Raw genomic sequence first — 16,805 nt, 5'->3', positions numbered from 1 at the left:
TTATCGATCGTGTAAATCCCCAAAAACAAAAAGCCCGTCTATTGCTAGACGGGCTTTTTTTATATTTTAGTCAGTAAAGATATTAAGCTTTTGCTTTTTTACCTTTTGCAGCAACTTGTACTGGCTCTGATTTCTTAACTACTGTTGTTTCTTCAAACGTTTCGCCGTCAACGTATGCTGTACCGTAGTAAGAAGCGATTAATACTTCTTTAAGCTCTTTAATCAATGGGTAACGTGGGTTAGCACCAGTACATTGGTCATCGAACGCATCTTCAGCAATTGCATCAACTTTAGCCATAAACGCAGCTTCATTAACACCAGCAGCTTGAATTGACAGTGGAATATCCAATGCAACTTTAAGCTCTTCTAACCAATTAAGTAACGCATTAACTTTCGTTTCAGTATTACCTTCACGGAAACCTAAATGCTCAGCAACTTCAGCGTAACGAGCACGTGCTTTCGGACGGTCGTACTGAGAGAACGCAGCTTGTTTAGTTGGGTTGTTAGTCGCATTAAAACGAACAGTATTCGAGATTAATAACGCATTCGCAAGACCGTGTGGTACGTGGAATTCAGCGCCTAATTTATGCGCCATTGAGTGACACACACCTAGGAAAGACTGCGCAAAAGACATACCAGCGATTGTTGCTGCATTGTGTACTTTCTCACGTGCAATTGGATCTTTCTTACCGTTCATGTAAGAACTTGGTAAGTACTCTTTAAGCATCTTAAGAGCTTGAAGAGCGTGACCGTCTGAGTATTCGTTAGCAAGAACAGAAACGTAAGCTTCTAATGCGTGTGTTACTGCATCGTAACCACCGAATGCACATAAAGACTTAGGCATATCCATTACAAGGTTAGCATCAACAACAGCCATGTTTGGCGTTAGTTCGTAATCTGCTAATGGGTATTTTTGACCTGTCTTTTCATCAGTTACAACAGCAAATGGTGTAACTTCAGAACCAGTACCTGAAGTAGTTGTGATACATACTAGTTCAGCTTTTTGACCCATTTTAGGGAACTTGTAAATACGTTTACGGATATCCATAAAGCGCATTGATAAATCTTCAAAATCAGTTTCTGGATGCTCGTACATCACCCACATAACTTTCGCAGCATCCATTGGTGAACCACCACCAACAGCTAAGATAACATCAGGTTGGTAACTTGCACATGCTTCAGCACCTGCTTTAACTACTGCTAATGTTGGATCTGCTTCTACTTCATGGAATACTTCAACTTCCATGCCTTTCTCTTTCAAGATTGAACGTAGGTCATCGATGTAACCGTTATTGAACAAGAAACGGTCAGTTACGATTAGAGCACGTTTTTTACCTTCAAGATCACTCATTGCGATTGGTAAACAGCCGCGACGGAAGTAGATAGATTTAGGTAGTTTATGCCACAACATATTTTCTGCTCGCTTAGCTACAATTTTCTTGTTGATAAGGTGCTTAGGACCTACGTTTTCAGAGATAGCATTACCACCCCAAGAACCACAACCTAAAGTTAGTGAAGGCGCTAATTCAAAGTTGTAAAGGTCACCGATACCACCTTGAGATGCAGGTGTATTCACAAGAATACGAGCAGTTTTCATTTTGTCACCGAAGTACGCAATACGCTCTTCGTTATTATCTTGGTCAGTGTAAAGAACTGATGTATGACCAACACCACCTATATCTAAAATGATACCTGCTTGACGCACAGCATCTTCAAAGTCTTTCGCTTTAAATAGACCTAGAGTTGGAGATAGTTTTTCATGAGCAAATTCATCATCCCATGAAGCTTCTAGGCCTTCACCGATAAGAATTTTAGTTGACTTAGGCACTTTAACATTTGCTAGCTCAGCGATTTTGTATGCTGGTTGGCCAACGATGTTAGCGTTAAGTGCGCCATTGATAAGTAGTACTTTACGTACTTTATCTGCATCTTCTTTACTTAGAACTGCCGCGCCGTATTCAGCGAAACGAGCTTTAACTTCATCGTAAATTGATTCAACAACGATTGCGGCTTGCTCAGAAGCACAGATAACACCATTATCAAATGTTTTAGACATTAGGATAGAAGAAACAGCACGTTTGATATCAGCAGTTTCGTCGATAACAACAGGCGTATTACCTGCACCAACACCGATTGCAGGTTTACCTGAAGAGTAAGCTGCTTTAACCATGCCTGGACCACCAGTAGCAAGGATCATGTTGACGTGTTCATGTTTCATTAGTGCATTTGATAGTTCAACAGATGGTTGGTCAATCCAACCAATGATATCTTTTGGTGCGCCCGCTTTAACTGCTGCATCTAATACAACTTTCGCTGCGTAGTTAGTTGCATTTTTAGCACGTGGGTGTGGCGAGAAGATACAACCATTACGTGTTTTAAGACAGATTAACGATTTAAAGATTGCTGTTGAAGTAGGGTTTGTCGTTGGAACGATTGCACAAACAATACCTACAGGTTCAGCGATAGTGATCGTGCCGCCTTCATCGTTACGGTCGATAACGCCACACGTCAATTCATCTTTGTATTTATTGTAAATGAACTCAGAAGCAAAATGGTTTTTAATCACTTTGTCTTCCATGATACCCATGCCAGACTCTTCTGCTGCCATTTTAGCAAGCTCGATACGAGCAGTTGAAGCAGCTAGCGACGCAGCACGAAATATTTTATCAACTTGTTCTTGTGAAAAGCTTGCAAATTCTTTTTGAGCCACTTTAACTCGTGCTACTAAAGCATCAAGTTCAGCTAAATTAGTTACAGGCATATTGTTTCTCCAAAAATAAAAAACTATAAAATTCATCAAAAATCATTTAGTAAGAATATGCTGAAATCTTTCTACATTAAGAGCGTTAAACTCATTAACACTTTCAACAATACACATACTTAATAAATTGCTTTCAAAACTGATTATAATTTTTCACACTACAAAAAGTTTGATTTAGATCACTACTCCATCAAAACGCTGAAATAATCATTAAATAGTAAAATTTAGCGTGTTTTTCATTCTTTTACATGTAATTTTATGAGCCTTACAGCTGATTTACTTACTATGTACTAAAATCATTTATTTCACAAGCCGAAATATTACGTAATAAAAATACATTTACTAGCCCATAAGATATTTAATTGTGACAGAAATCACGATTTATTGCGTCAACTGCTCAATATTTGTTGCATATTCATCTTATACATTGTTTTTCTCTAAGCCTAAGACACAACAATCCACTTCTCATAATCAATCGTATATAAAATTTTCATCGCCTTAGCTCGCATAAATTAGCTTTTATTGGTGGATGAAATAGTTAGCTTAGATTAAAATATGGTCGCAATAGTACTTTTTAACCATACATCCTTATAGATCACTAACTTAGATACCATTTATTAAGGTTAATTTAGCCCCCAATGATTTAATTTCTATGACCTCTTATAAAAATTAAAATGGCTATTTCCTTTTCTTTACTCACAGCATAAAAAATCAAAGTAACTTAGTAGGTGTAATTATGCAGACTTTTGATATAGCTATATTTTTACATTTTTTCGTTGGGCTTATTGCGACAGTCAATCCTATTGGTATCATGCCTGTTTTTGTTTCTCTTACTGGATCCATGAGCCCAGAAGAACGAAACAAAACCGCATTAACCACCAATATTGCCATTGTTATTATTTTAATTGTCGCACTCATCGCTGGGCAACATTTACTGGATCTATTCAGTATCTCAATTGATTCATTTAGAGTTGCCGGTGGTTTACTGTTATTAAGTATCGCGTTTTCAATGATGAGCGGTAAGATCGGTGAGGTAAAACAGAATAAAGAAGAGAAGTCAGAATCCGTTAGCCGTGAACAAGTTGGAGTCGTACCATTAGCAATGCCATTAATGGCAGGTCCTGGTGCGATAAGTTCCACCATTGTATATGGCTCTCGCTATCCAGGCGTTACTTCTACTATTGGCATAGCAATCACTATTGCAGTATTTGCTTTTTGTTGTTGGTTATTATTTCGTTCAGCACCTTACATTGTTCGATTTTTAGGTCAAACGGGTATTAACGTTATTACGCGTATTATGGGTTTGATTCTTGCAGCACTCGGTATTGAATTTATTATTAATGGACTACGCGTGATGTTGCCAGGATTGAGCTAGCATCATTGTTTATCCTTATAGATAGTACCAAGCCTCAATGTTAACGTTGGGGCTTTTTTAGCACTCAATAAATCCTTAAGTCATTGTGGGGTTTTGATATACTTAGATTCATTCAAGCCAATTAATGGCAATGCGCAGCGATTAATATCTTACGTTGCATTTTACTTGTTAATATACTTTATTAAATTATGACAAAACTAACCTCAAGACAACGTCTATATCAAATTATTTTCGGTACTTCTACTCGCTTCGGACAATGGTTTGATATTGCGCTAATTATTGCTATTGTCAGTTCTGAATTAATTTTAATTATCTCATCTGTTGCTAGCATTGAATCACAATATTCCCATTTACTTGTTATTGCTGAATGGACATTTACGATTCTATTCACTATTGAATACATCTTACGTTTATATTGCTCTCCGCGCCCCTTTGCTTACATACGCAGCTTTTATGGTGTTATCGATTTAATGGCCATTTTACCTGCCTATATTGCATTTTTAATTCCAGGTTCGAACTACTTACTGATTATTCGTCTTATTCGTGTATTACGTATTTTCCGCGTGCTAAAACTGGCAAGATTTCTTAAAGATTCCAATATTTTATTACGCTCACTTCGTCACGCTCAACGTAAAATAGTGGTCTTTTTTAGTTCGGTTTTAATTCTGGTCACAGTCTTTGGCTCATTAATGTTCATTATTGAAGGTCCAGCAAATGGTTTTACTAGTATTCCCAAAAGTATTTACTGGGCAATTGTCACCATCACGACTGTAGGCTATGGCGATATTGTGCCTCACACCGTAATGGGTAAGGCGTTAGCATCATTAACCATGTTGTTGGGTTACTCAATTCTTGCAGTGCCTACAGGGATTATTACTGCTGAATTAAATCAAGAAATGAAAACTCATCGAGGTCTGATTCGGTGTCCTAATTGTGCCACCAGCGGTCACGAAATGGATGCTGAGTACTGCAAAAAATGCGGAACACAACTGCCAGAGACGTTATAGCAACATAAAAAGCCCGTATCTAGACATAGAACGGGCTATATATAAAAACAATTAGTTACTGTTTTTGAGGCTGTGATTGTTGTTGTAAGAAATGCACGGCTTTATCCGGAAAATCAGTAAAGACACCATCGACATCCGCTTGATTATAAAACACATCTAACATGCCATTGTAATCTTTAACATAGGCAGGAATACGATCTTTATCGGCACGAAACGTATAAGGGTGTACCACCATGCCATTCTCGTGGGCGTTTTTAACCATATCAGTGAGTTCTATGTGTCCTACCGTTGAACTGTCTTTCACTATCATCGGTTTCCATGGACCAATACCATCTGCATATTGAGACAAGACTTTCATACCATCAGGCTTAAACATCCAATCATAACTATACGCATGTGCCTTACCTGCTTTGTCATACACCATGGTCTCATTCCAATCGGTTTCCGCCATCAGTTGTACTAAATTCAGATCCATGCCCATGGCTGGCATTAATTGATCATTAATACGCTTAAGTTCATTAAAATCAAAAGTTTGTAAATAAATATTACTGTTTTTATCAATATAACCATAGTGTTTTAATACTGTCAGTACCGCTTTACTGATGTCTTTACCTTCATGACGATGAAACCATGGCGCTTTAATTTCTGGATATAAACCAATGTCATAACCCAAAGTTTTGTTTAACCCTTGGATCATTTCAATTTCTTCTTGGAACGTTGGAACGGTAAAATGAGACTTCCAAATAGGGAAACGTTCAGAGAAACCTTGTACTTGTTTACCCTCTTTAATATTAAAACCTTCTGTCACACTCAACTGCTTAATTTCTGCCAAGGTAAAATCAATCGCATAAAAACGACCATCTTTACGGGCACGATTTGGAAAAACAGTGGCAACATTGGTTACCCGATCCAAATAGTGATCATGTAACACCACCAGCTTATCATCTTTCGTCATTACCACATCTTGCTCGATATAATCTGGCTTCATCGCATAAGCAAGTGCCTTTGCTGGTAAAGTATGTTCAGGCAAATAACCTGACGCACCACGATGGGCAATAACAACTTTATCAGTATTAGGTTGAGCAATTACACTTGTTGACAATATCGCGCAACCAATCATTGTCGCTAGCATCATTTTTTTCATTATTATTCCTTTAATTGCACCTTGATGAATATCGAACATAAAAATTTTCATTCGAAACAAATAATACGGATAATAAATGAAGATTTTGCGATCAAATGCGTATATAGCAACATTAACAGCTCAAATAATAAACTTTATTCTCGAATAGTGACTTTAATTCCAAAGTGGAATAAAGCTATTAAATATTCATGTTATAGACTTATTTGTTTCATACTTTGCTTTTACCACGTCTATAACGTGATAAAAATCAAACCGTAATAACGGCAAAAATCGTATAAACAAGCTGACATTAAGCCGATAACAAAAAATGAAGATATAAAAAACCGAGGCAGAATACCTCGGTTTAATAAAGGACAGATTTAATTATTTACGACGCCAAGTTGTACCTTGTGCACCATCTTCTAAAATAATGCCCATCGCAAGTAGCTTATCACGCGCATCATCAGCAGCAGCCCAATCTTTTGCAGCACGCGCATCTAAACGCTGTTGAATTAATCCTTCAATTTCAGCCACGTTATCGTCTTCACCTACACCACCTTGTAAGAAGGTTTCAGGATCTTGAGATAATAAGCCCAAAATATCAGCGAGTTCACGCATACGCGCACCTAATAAAGAGGCAGCTGTAACATCATCCGTTTTAAGACGGTTGATCTCGCGCGCCATATCAAACAATGCAGAATATGCTTCAGGCGTATTGAAATCATCATCCATCGCTTCTTTAAAACGAGCAACAAATTCTTCACCACCAGCAGCTTCTACTGATGTATCTAAGCCACGGAGTGACGTATATAAACGCTCAAGTGCTGAACGCGCTTGTTTAAGATTATCTTCACTGTAATTAAGCTGGCTACGGTAATGACCAGACATTAAGAAGTAACGTACTGTTTCAGGATCGTAATGGTTTAACACATCACGGATAGTGAAGAAGTTACCTAATGATTTAGACATCTTTTCACGATCAATCATCACCATGCCACTGTGCATCCATGTATTCACATATTGACCATCGTGAGCACAGCATGATTGCGCAATTTCATTTTCGTGGTGAGGGAATTGTAGATCTGAACCACCACCATGAATATCAAAGTGATCGCCAAGAATAGATGAGTTCATCGCTGAACATTCAATATGCCAACCAGGGCGACCAGGACCCCATGGTGATTCCCATGTTGGCTCACCAGGCTTCGACATTTTCCACAAAACAAAGTCTAATGGACTACGTTTTGCCATATCGATATCAACACGCGCACCCGCTTGTAGTTGATCAAGATCTTGCTTAGAAAGGCGACCGTAATCGTCATACTTGCTCACTTCAAACATTACGTCGCCATTTGATGCAACGTAAGCAAAGCCACGTTTAATTAAACGTTCACAAAGAGTGATGATTTCAGCAATAAATTGCGTCGCACGTGGTTCAACATTCGGACGTTTCATGCCTAAAGCATCAAAGTCCGCATGCATTTCACCGATTAAACGCTCTGTTAATGATTCACAGCTTTCGCCATTTTCAGCGGCACGCTTAATGATTTTATCGTCGATATCAGTAATGTTACGAACAAAAGTAAGATCGTAGCCTGAGTAACGCAAATAACGCGACACAACATCAAAAGAGACAAATGTACGACCGTGTCCGATGTGACATAAATCGTAGATCGTAACGCCACAAACGTACATACCGACTTTGCCAGGATGGATGGGTGTAAATACTTCTTTTTGTCGTGTGAGCGAATTATAGATCTTTAACATGTCTCAGCATTACTCATTAATTTCAAATTTGTCGGTAATTACACCTTTTATAGCATTTGATCGCAAGGAAAATTCAAGGATGGATGCTATTTTAGCCATTAGTGCAGATTAAGCGGGTAATGTTTGTCTGACACGGCTAAGGTAAGTTAATATCCACGCTTAAAGAAAATACTCCATTTAAGGAAAAAATCATGATCACTCTTCACACAAATTTCGGTGACATCAAAATTAATCTTTTCGAAGATAAAGCACCTGTAACATGTGCTAACTTCCTAGAATACTGCCGTGACGGTTTCTATAATGGCACTATTTTCCACCGCGTTATTGAGGGTTTCATGGTTCAAGGCGGTGGCATGCTTCCTGGTATGGAAGAGAAAGAAACTCGCGCAACAATCAACAATGAAGCAAACAATGGCCTAAGCAACAAAACAGGCACATTAGCAATGGCGCGTACTAATGCACCACACTCTGCTAGCTCACAGTTCTTCATTAACGTAAAAGATAACAACTTCCTAGACTTCACTGGCGAAAACATGAGTGGCTGGGGCTACTGTGTATTTGCTGCTGTTGTTGAAGGCATGGATGTAGTCAATAAAATCAAAGCAGTAAAAACAGGCCGTAACGGTTACCACGACGACGTGCCAGTTGAAGACGTTATCATCGAAAACGTAACAATCGAAGACTAATACTTCGCAAAGGGCGGTCAGTTACCGCCCTTTATTAAACTCTTATGACCACATTATTTATCTCAGATTTGCACTTAAGTGCTGAACGTCCTGACATTACCGCTTGTTTCTTACGCTTTATGGCCGAAGAAACCCACCATATCGATGCCTTGTATGTATTAGGGGATTTATTTGAAATGTGGATAGGCGATGATGAAGACTCCCCTTTCTTACAGCAAGTCAGACATGCCTTCAAAACCCTGACTGATGCTGGCACACCGTGTTACTTTATTCATGGCAACCGTGACTTTTTAATTGGTAAACAATTTAGCCGTCAAACGGGAATGATCTTATTGCCTCAGCATACGGTGGTTGATCTTTACGGCACACCCACCTTAATTTTACACGGTGATACGCTGTGTATTGAAGATCAAGCTTACCAACGCTACCGTAAAAAAGTTCACAATCCTGTTATCCAATGGTTGTTTGCACGATTACCGTTATCATACCGGGTTAAAGTCGGTGATAAATTCCGCAGTAACAGTGGTAAGAATAATCAAACCAAAAACCAATTGATTATGGATGTTACTCAAGCAGAAGTAGTACGGGTAATGCGTGATGCACATGTCACTCAAATGATTCACGGCCATACGCATCGACCTGATATTCATGAGCTTAATATTGATGGCATTCCTGCACAACGGATTGTACTTGGTGACTGGTACGATCACGGCTCAGTGTTGGTATATCACCCCGATGGATATCAATTAGAAACACGTAATTTCAGTGCTTCTAACACAAAATAATAAGCATAAAAAAAGGTACGACATGCGTACCTTTTTTATTGCTACAAAATCTATTGATTATCATTTACTGGCATGACACTTATTGTGCTTTTACCACTGTATTACTAGGCATCACTTTTCTATCAGCAAGCCATGAACGATACATCGTGATTGAGGTATAAAAAACAACAATACACACTAACCACGATAATACATGCATATTTAATGACTTCACTAAATATGCGGCAATGATCACCATTATCGGCCCAACGACAGCAACCGTTATTGTTGCGCGACTATTAAAGCGATTATGACGAATGAAGCTAGCTGATGAGAAAAAGCTTAAAAATGCGCATGAACACATCATGACGGGAAAGGCCGCCAACGGATTCATACCAAGCAGGTAAATCATTACCATACATGGCGCGTATAAGCCGATTCCTACGGTCATTAATGCACCGAAAATAAAGTTACCAACAATGCCTATAACTAATTTCCAGCCACTTAAACCAAGACTACTACCCCCTAATGGAAATAGCTTTAATTGCCCAGCAAGCATTAAACCCGCCACAATTAATAACGCCACACTCATTACAATTCGAATATGCTGCCGATCCCAACTAGAGACTAACCGCGCACCGATTGTCGCACCGACACAAGCCGCAGCAACCAAACTTAATAAGGTCACAGAATCAACGGCAATTGCGGTCATAAAAATAAATGACTGAAAAACCGTTGGCAGTACTGACTGACCATTAAGTGTTCCAGGTAATTGCTGATCATCAATAAGCTTAAATTGTTTATAACCAGAGGTCATGATGGCAAAACTACCAATGCCTAAGGTGTCACAAAAGTGAGCAAAACCACCAATAATAGCAATTGGGATAATGCGTGTATCAGCTTCCTGCTTATGGTTTTTTCGCCATGCTACGAATAACATCAAACAAAAAATACCACTACCAACAAGCAATCCCGCTTGTATCAAGGTAAATATGGACATAAGGATTATTAAACACAAAGAGGGTTATTCGAGGAGCACAAAAGGTGCATTGCAAGTGGCAATTATTCCAGCCGCGAATATTATGTACTTATACGCCATGAGTTACCATTGTTTTAACCATTCATTCAATATATTGCAGCAAATATAAACACTGATTGCTAATTGATATAATCAAAACGTAAAATAGCCCTAATTTCTTTACCAAAATCGGCTTAAAAAGATGTCAAAACACTCGAATGAATGTCCTTGTGGCAGCCACAAATCACTTGCTGAATGTTGTAAACCTATCCATCTTAATCATGCATTAGCCACCCATCCTGAACAACTTATGCGTGCGCGTTACAGTGCTCATGTGCTGGGCTTAGTTGATTTTGTAGTACAAACTTATCATGCCAGTTGTGACGCAGAACATCATCGAGAAGCCATTGCCGAATCGATTAATCTTAAATGGCTTGGTCTAGAAGTTATTAACAGTGAAATTGCGGCTGATGGTCAGGGGTTTGTTGAATTTAAAGCTGGTTATAAAGAAGCCGGCGAAGAATATATACTGCAAGAGCGTTCGCGTTTTGTACAAGAAACCATGAATGGTCAGCTATGTTGGTTTTACATTGATGGGGAATATCCTCAGCCACCACCAAGCGAACAACCACCAGCACCCCAACCAGTAACCGTCACTAAAACCGTTGGTCGTAATGATCCTTGCTTATGCGGCAGTGGTAAAAAATACAAAAAATGCTGTGCCTAAGCTAACGCATTAACATTATCCATCAATAAAACTGAGTCCTAAAAATCAGTTTTATTGATGTGTTATTTGTTGATTTATTGAGAAAATATCCTTAAATAATTTACATTTAAAAAATACTCTCTCATATCTTTATTTTTAAAAGCCAAATAATTCATTACAGTTCATCATCTTATCAATCAAAATATTGTGTCCCCTTCCTTTTTCGCATTAACACAAACAATTAACATTTATTTTAACTTTTCGCTTAAATTATTGTTGCAAAAAACAACAGCCTTCGTTAGTGTGAATGACAACAACAAATAATGTTCACCCTTATTGAGTAACTATTTATGCGTATACAAATGATTCTATCTCAACATCATCATCATCCTGACTAGTCTTTCGGGAGGATACGCCTCACCCTGGAAGACGTCTTTTTTCTTCCAGTGGTCATAACGGAATATCTCATTCAGACCCTCGGAAGAAACTTCTTTCGAGGGTTTTTTAATACCTGATTTTCAATCTGAAATTTTTATTATTTGAATGAATTTAGACAAGGAATATAACGATGCAAACACAACGATTACGCATTGCGATTCAGAAAAAAGGCCGTCTTAGTAAAGAGTGCCAAGACTTACTTAAACGCTGCGGTGTTAAATTCAATATGGTCGGTGAGCGATTAGTGGTTCACGCTGAAAATATGCCAATTGATTTATTACTCGTTCGAGATGATGACATTCCCGGTCTGATCATGGATGGCGTGGTGGATTTAGGCGTTATTGGTGAAAATGAACTTGAAGAAGTTAGCCTTGAGCGCTCAGCACGTCACGAAGCCAGTGATTACCTCAAACTACGTCGACTGGATTTTGGCGGTTGCCGTCTTTCTATCGCGATTGATAAAGATGCTGATTACAACGGGCCTCAAGATCTTAATGGCAAGCGTATTGCGACCACTTACCCACAGTTAGTCAAACGCTACATGGACAATATTGGCATTCAATTTACAACCTGTATGCTCAATGGTTCTGTCGAAGTTGCACCACGAGCAGGTTTAGCCGATGCCATTTGTGATTTGGTATCGACAGGTGCGACCCTTGAAGCTAATGGCTTAAAAGAAGCTGAAGTGATCTTGCGATCTAAAGCGGTATTAATTCAATCAATGGCAGTGATCAGCGTTGAAAAACAAGCCCTGATTGAACGACTCCTTATTCGTATTCAAGGTGTTATTCAAGCTAAAGAATCTAAGTACATCATGCTACACGCGCCTACTGATCGCCTTAATCAAATTAAACAATTATTACCAGGCGCTGAAGATCCAACCGTATTGCCTCTTGCTGGTGACAAAAGTCGCGTGGCGATCCACCTTGTTAGCTCTGAAAATCTATTCTGGGAAACCATGGAGCAACTCAAAGAATTAGGTGCGAGCTCTATTTTAGTCTTGCCCATTGAAAAAATGATGGAGTAAGTCATGAAAACCGTAGTATGGCAATCACTCACAAAAGACCAGCAACAACAACTGTTGGCGCGCCCTGCTGTAAATAACAGCGCGAATATCACGGCTATTGTCAGTGACATTATTGAACAAGTCCGTCAACAAGGCGATGGTGCACTATTTACGCTTACCGAAAAATTTGATGGTATCCGTCCGGCAACACTTAACGTCTCTGCAAATGAAGTTGATACGGCTTGTGCGCGGTTAAGTGATGACATAAAAGCAGCCTTAGAGCAGGCGCACCGCAATATCACCACTTTCCACCTTGCACAGCAGCAACCGACCTTGCGAGTGGAAACCCAAACAGGTGTGATTTGTGAACAAGTCACCCGCCCTGTTAATTCGGTAGGATTATATATTCCTGGTGGTAGTGCGCCATTGCCTTCAACCGTACTGATGTTAGGCGTTCCTGCACAAATTGCTGGTTGTCGTCATATTGCCTTATGTTCACCACCACCGATTGCTGACGAAATTTTGTATGTCGCCAAACTATGTGGCATTAATGCTATTTACAACGTTGGGGGATCACAAGCCATAGCAGCAATGGCTTATGGCACTGACACTATTGCCAGTGTTGATAAGATTTTTGGTCCAGGTAATGCCTTTGTTACCGAAGCAAAACGACAAGTCAGTAATGACTTCAACGGTGCAGCGATTGATATGCCAGCCGGCCCCTCTGAAGTATTGGTCATTGCCGATGAAACAGCAGATCCTGAATTTATTGCCGCTGATTTATTAAGCCAAGCCGAACACGGGCCTGATTCACAAGTTATCTTAGTCACATCAAGCCAAGCTATTGCCGATCAAACTGCGACTGCAATTGAGCGCCAATTACGCCAACTAACACGGGCTGACATTGCTCAACAAGCTTTAGCATCTAGCCTTTTGATCGTAACCGAAACCTTACTTCAGTGTGTGGCGATTTCTAATCAATATGGTCCTGAGCACTTAATTGTTCAAACCTGTGAGCCAAGAGAATTAGTGCCACTGCTTGATAATGCAGGTTCAATTTTCTTAGGTAAATGGTCACCAGAATCGGTGGGCGATTATGCATCAGGCACTAACCACGTGTTACCGACCTATGGCTATACCCGCACTTATTCAAGCCTTGGTTTAGCCGATTTCAGCAAACGAATGACAATACAAGAATTATCAGCCGACGGTTTACTCGGTATTGCAAAAACAGTGACCACAATTGCAGCAGCGGAAGGTCTTGACGCTCACAAACATGCTGTCACTATTCGAGTTAATAAATTAATTGCACAACAAGAGAACGCATTATGACCATCGCTCAACTAGCCCGTAAAACTGTACGTGAATTAACCCCTTACCAATCAGCACGTCGTTTAGGCGGTAAAGGTGACATCTGGCTCAATGCCAATGAATCTCCGTTTGCCAATGAATACAGTATTAATCTTGCGGGCTTAAACCGTTACAGTGAATGCCAACCACCAGAGCTGATCAACGCTTATGCTGATTATGCTGGGGTTGAGCCACAACAAGTATTAACCTCGCGGGGGGCGGATGAAGGCATTGAGCTGATTATAAAAGCCTTCTGTGAGCCAAATTGCGATAGCATTCTCTATTGTCCACCCACTTATGGTATGTATGCCATTAGTGCAGAGATCAACGATATTAATGCCAAGGTTGTGCCGTTAACACCTGAATGGCAATTAGACCTTAATGCCATTGCAGAGCAACTTGATAACGTCAAGATCGTGTTTGCTTGTAGTCCCAATAATCCCACCGGCAATCTATTAGTTCGTAAAGATATTATCGCCTTACTTAAAATGACCACTGATAGAGCATTAGTGGTTATTGATGAGGCCTATATTGATTTTAGCCTTCAAGACAGCGTTAAAGATTTATTAGCAACGTATCCGCATCTGGTTATTTTGCGAACCTTATCTAAAGCGTTTGCACTGGCAGGACTACGTTGTGGCTTTACTTTAGCCAATAAAGAAATCATTGAAATTCTACTCAAGATCATTGCTCCTTACCCTGTTCCAGTGCCTGTAACTGAAATTGCAGTGCAAGCCTTATCACCAGCAGGCCGCGCACGGACCAAATTTCAAGTATTAGATCTGTGTGCTAACCGCGCTTATCTACAAGCAGGTTTAGGGATGTTAGCAGGCGTTACCGTATTTGATGGTTATGCCAACTACTTATTAGTTAAATTTACAGATGCCGATAAGCTATTCAATACGCTATGGGATAACGGCATTATTTTACGCCGTTCACCGATAGAGAACTGCATTCGAATCAGTGTCGGTAACCGTGACGAATGTGAAAAAACCCTCGCGTTTATTCGCGGCCAATTACAACAACAACAATAAGGACATTGATTGTGAGCAAAGAAAAAATTCTATTTATCGACCGTGATGGCACCTTAATTGTTGAGCCCCCCGTCGACTTTCAAGTTGATCGATTAGACAAACTACAATTTGAACCGAATGTGATTCCGGCATTACTTGCACTTCAAAATGCAGGTTATACCTTAGTGATGGTCACCAACCAAGACGGCCTCGGTACTCATAGTTACCCCCAAGCTGATTTTGATGCCCCTCATTCGATGATGATGGATATTTTCAGCTCACAAGGGGTTCACTTTAGTGACGTCTTGATCTGCCCCCACTTTGACCACCAGCAATGCAGTTGCCGTAAGCCAAAGTTGGGGCTAGTCAAAGACTACTTACAGCAAGGTCGGGTTGATTTTGCTAACTCGGCAGTGATTGGTGATCGTCAAACAGATCTTCAATTAGCTGAAAATATGGCGATCCGTGGCATTCAATACCATCCTAAAACCATGCACTGGCAACAGATCGTGACAGATCTCACCACCCAACCACGGATCGCAGAAGTGGTACGTACCACCAAAGAAACCAATATTCGTGTCAAAGTGAATTTAGATCAAACGGGAGGTAATACGATTTCAACCGGATTAGGATTCTTTGATCATATGCTTGATCAAATTGCCACTCACGGTGGTTTTCAAATGACATTAACGGTTGATGGTGACTTACACATTGATGATCATCACAGTGTTGAAGATACTGCCCTCGCCTTAGGTGAAGCACTACGTCAAGCGCTTGGAGATAAGCGAGGGATTGGCCGGTTTGGGTTTAGCTTACCGATGGACGAATGTTTGGCACAATGTGCGTTAGATTTGTCTGGTCGTCCTTATCTTAAATTTGATGCCACATTTAGCCGCGATCATGTCGGTGACCTTTCTACGGAAATGGTGCCACACTTCTTTCGTTCATTAACCGATACCCTAGCCTGTACGTTGCACTTATCGTCAACAGGCAATAATGATCACCACATTGTTGAAAGTTTATTTAAAGCCTTTGGACGTACTCTGCGCCAAGCGATAAAAGTGGAAGGTAATGAACTTCCAAGTAGCAAAGGAGTGTTGTAATGACAGCACCATCCATCGCCAACACCATCACTAACACCAAGCAACGGGTGGTGATTATTGATACTGGATGCGCCAATGTCTCTTCGGTTAGATTTGCCATTGAGCGCTTAGGCTATCAGGTACAAATAAGTAAAGACCCGCAAGTGGTATTAGCCGCGGATAAGTTGTTTTTACCCGGTGTGGGTACAGCCAGCGAAGCAATGCATAATCTTGAGCAACGTGATTTAGTGAGCTTGGTCAAACAAGTGACCAAACCGTTATTAGGTATCTGTTTAGGGATGCAGTTACTTGGCAAAGAGTCACAAGAACACGGTCAAAATGGCAACGACATTATTCCTTGTTTAGCGTTGTGTGATGCGTCAGTTGAGAAAATCCAAGCAGAGGGTTTACCACTGCCGCATATGGGTTGGAATACCATTACTCCAGAAGATAATCACCCGCTATTTAAAGATATTCCAGCGGGAAGCTATTTTTATTTCGTTCATAGCTATGCCATGCCCGTGTTTGATCATCGAGATAACCAAAGTGGTGCAACCATTGCGACCACAGAATATGGTCAGCCATTTACCGCTGCGGTACAAAATGGCAATTATTATGGGGTGCAGTTTCACCCAGAACGCTCAAGCAAAGCCGGTGCGCAACTGATAAAGAATTTCTTAGAACTATAACCAATCAGCTGCAACCATAA

Annotated in this window: 14 protein-coding genes and 1 other annotated feature; of the genes, 10 read left to right on the top strand and 4 right to left on the bottom strand. The window is 40.1% G+C overall.

What is annotated here, in order from left to right; translation table 11 throughout:
* Positions 1–82: 82 nt before the first annotated feature.
* Positions 83–2,761, bottom strand: coding sequence for a bifunctional acetaldehyde-CoA/alcohol dehydrogenase (adhE, locus tag GLP24_RS03230; RefSeq protein WP_232614210.1), 2,679 nt, complete (start codon positions 2,759–2,761; stop codon positions 83–85).
* A 736-nt stretch (positions 2,762–3,497) separates the two neighbouring features.
* Between adhE and GLP24_RS03225 the strand changes: the two genes are divergently transcribed.
* Both GLP24_RS03225 and GLP24_RS03220 read left to right on the top strand, forming a co-directional pair.
* Positions 3,498–4,136 (top strand): YchE family NAAT transporter, encoded by a 639-nt coding sequence (locus GLP24_RS03225; protein ID WP_101767135.1) that lies wholly within the window; start codon positions 3,498–3,500, stop codon positions 4,134–4,136.
* Between the two features lie 188 nt (positions 4,137–4,324).
* Positions 4,325–5,143 carry an ion transporter gene (locus GLP24_RS03220; RefSeq protein WP_101767136.1) on the top strand — a complete coding sequence of 273 codons (819 nt, stop codon included), beginning with the start codon at positions 4,325–4,327 and terminating at the stop codon, positions 5,141–5,143.
* Positions 5,144–5,198: 55 nt separating this feature from the next.
* Here GLP24_RS03220 and glpQ read toward each other — a convergent pair whose 3' ends face one another.
* Together glpQ and cysS are read right to left on the bottom strand one after the other, a co-directional pair.
* Positions 5,199–6,287 carry a glycerophosphodiester phosphodiesterase gene (glpQ, locus tag GLP24_RS03215; protein ID WP_221942697.1) on the bottom strand — a complete coding sequence of 363 codons (1,089 nt, stop codon included), beginning with the start codon at positions 6,285–6,287 and terminating at the stop codon, positions 5,199–5,201.
* 363 nt (positions 6,288–6,650) lie between these two features.
* Complete coding sequence (gene cysS / locus GLP24_RS03210) at positions 6,651–8,033, bottom strand: cysteine--tRNA ligase (RefSeq protein WP_232615508.1); 1,383 nt, start codon at positions 8,031–8,033, stop codon at positions 6,651–6,653.
* 191 nt (positions 8,034–8,224) lie between these two features.
* Here cysS and GLP24_RS03205 point away from each other — a divergent pair, with 191 nt between their 5' ends.
* Entirely contained in the window at positions 8,225–8,719 is a 495-nt protein-coding gene (locus GLP24_RS03205) for a peptidylprolyl isomerase (RefSeq protein WP_101767139.1), read from the top strand.
* A gap of 44 nt (positions 8,720–8,763) precedes the next feature.
* Positions 8,764–9,504, top strand: coding sequence for a UDP-2,3-diacylglucosamine diphosphatase (gene lpxH / locus GLP24_RS03200; protein WP_232583185.1), 741 nt, complete (start codon positions 8,764–8,766; stop codon positions 9,502–9,504).
* Between the two features lie 79 nt (positions 9,505–9,583).
* Here the strand turns inward: lpxH and GLP24_RS03195 are convergent, their stop codons facing one another.
* The gene (locus tag GLP24_RS03195) at positions 9,584–10,483 is read right to left on the bottom strand and encodes a sulfite exporter TauE/SafE family protein (protein ID WP_101767141.1); all 900 of its coding nucleotides are present in this window, start codon (positions 10,481–10,483) and stop codon (positions 9,584–9,586) included.
* A gap of 220 nt (positions 10,484–10,703) precedes the next feature.
* Between GLP24_RS03195 and GLP24_RS03190 the strand changes: the two genes are divergently transcribed.
* The 6 genes from GLP24_RS03190 to hisH all read left to right on the top strand — a co-directional run bounded on the left by GLP24_RS03190 (position 10,704) and on the right by hisH (position 16,785).
* On the top strand, positions 10,704–11,228 hold the full coding sequence (locus GLP24_RS03190) for a YchJ family metal-binding protein (RefSeq protein ID WP_101767142.1): 525 nt from the start codon (positions 10,704–10,706) through the stop codon (positions 11,226–11,228).
* Between the two features lie 352 nt (positions 11,229–11,580).
* Positions 11,581–11,716 (top strand) — a sequence feature (His leader region).
* Positions 11,717–11,775: 59 nt separating this feature from the next.
* Positions 11,776–12,672 carry an ATP phosphoribosyltransferase gene (hisG, locus tag GLP24_RS03185; RefSeq protein WP_232612733.1) on the top strand — a complete coding sequence of 299 codons (897 nt, stop codon included), beginning with the start codon at positions 11,776–11,778 and terminating at the stop codon, positions 12,670–12,672.
* Between the two features lie 3 nt (positions 12,673–12,675).
* Entirely contained in the window at positions 12,676–13,983 is a 1,308-nt protein-coding gene (gene hisD, locus GLP24_RS03180; RefSeq protein ID WP_232615507.1) for a histidinol dehydrogenase, read from the top strand.
* A gap of 2 nt (positions 13,984–13,985) precedes the next feature.
* Positions 13,986–15,035: a histidinol-phosphate transaminase gene (hisC, locus tag GLP24_RS03175; RefSeq protein ID WP_232615532.1), complete on the top strand. Its 1,050-nt coding sequence runs from the start codon at positions 13,986–13,988 to the stop codon at positions 15,033–15,035.
* 11 nt (positions 15,036–15,046) lie between these two features.
* Positions 15,047–16,117 carry a bifunctional histidinol-phosphatase/imidazoleglycerol-phosphate dehydratase HisB gene (gene hisB, locus GLP24_RS03170; RefSeq protein ID WP_407951489.1) on the top strand — a complete coding sequence of 357 codons (1,071 nt, stop codon included), beginning with the start codon at positions 15,047–15,049 and terminating at the stop codon, positions 16,115–16,117.
* Complete coding sequence (hisH, locus tag GLP24_RS03165) at positions 16,117–16,785, top strand: imidazole glycerol phosphate synthase subunit HisH (protein WP_045039296.1); 669 nt, start codon at positions 16,117–16,119, stop codon at positions 16,783–16,785. Before hisB ends, hisH begins: the two co-directional genes overlap by 1 nt.
* Positions 16,786–16,805 lie beyond the last annotated feature (20 nt).

The sequence above is a fragment of the Photobacterium carnosum genome, assembly GCF_021236965.1.
Lineage (GTDB): Bacteria > Pseudomonadota > Gammaproteobacteria > Enterobacterales > Vibrionaceae > Photobacterium > Photobacterium carnosum.
This window is presented reverse-complemented; position numbering and strand designations above follow the sequence as displayed.

What these genes read in the sequence shown, in the direction of transcription:
- adhE (WP_232614210.1), bottom strand. Translation starts at nt 2,761, where the DNA reads ATGCCTGTAACTAATTTAGCTGAACTTGATGCTTTAGTAGCACGAGTT.
- GLP24_RS03225 (WP_101767135.1), top strand. Translation starts at nt 3,498, where the DNA reads ATGCAGACTTTTGATATAGCTATATTTTTACATTTTTTCGTTGGGCTT.
- GLP24_RS03220 (WP_101767136.1), top strand. Translation starts at nt 4,325, where the DNA reads ATGACAAAACTAACCTCAAGACAACGTCTATATCAAATTATTTTCGGT.
- glpQ (WP_221942697.1), bottom strand. Translation starts at nt 6,287, where the DNA reads ATGAAAAAAATGATGCTAGCGACAATGATTGGTTGCGCGATATTGTCA.
- cysS (WP_232615508.1), bottom strand. Translation starts at nt 8,033, where the DNA reads ATGTTAAAGATCTATAATTCGCTCACACGACAAAAAGAAGTATTTACA.
- GLP24_RS03205 (WP_101767139.1), top strand. Translation starts at nt 8,225, where the DNA reads ATGATCACTCTTCACACAAATTTCGGTGACATCAAAATTAATCTTTTC.
- lpxH (WP_232583185.1), top strand. Translation starts at nt 8,764, where the DNA reads ATGACCACATTATTTATCTCAGATTTGCACTTAAGTGCTGAACGTCCT.
- GLP24_RS03195 (WP_101767141.1), bottom strand. Translation starts at nt 10,483, where the DNA reads ATGTCCATATTTACCTTGATACAAGCGGGATTGCTTGTTGGTAGTGGT.
- GLP24_RS03190 (WP_101767142.1), top strand. Translation starts at nt 10,704, where the DNA reads ATGTCAAAACACTCGAATGAATGTCCTTGTGGCAGCCACAAATCACTT.
- hisG (WP_232612733.1), top strand. Translation starts at nt 11,776, where the DNA reads ATGCAAACACAACGATTACGCATTGCGATTCAGAAAAAAGGCCGTCTT.
- hisD (WP_232615507.1), top strand. Translation starts at nt 12,676, where the DNA reads ATGAAAACCGTAGTATGGCAATCACTCACAAAAGACCAGCAACAACAA.
- hisH (WP_045039296.1), top strand. Translation starts at nt 16,117, where the DNA reads ATGACAGCACCATCCATCGCCAACACCATCACTAACACCAAGCAACGG.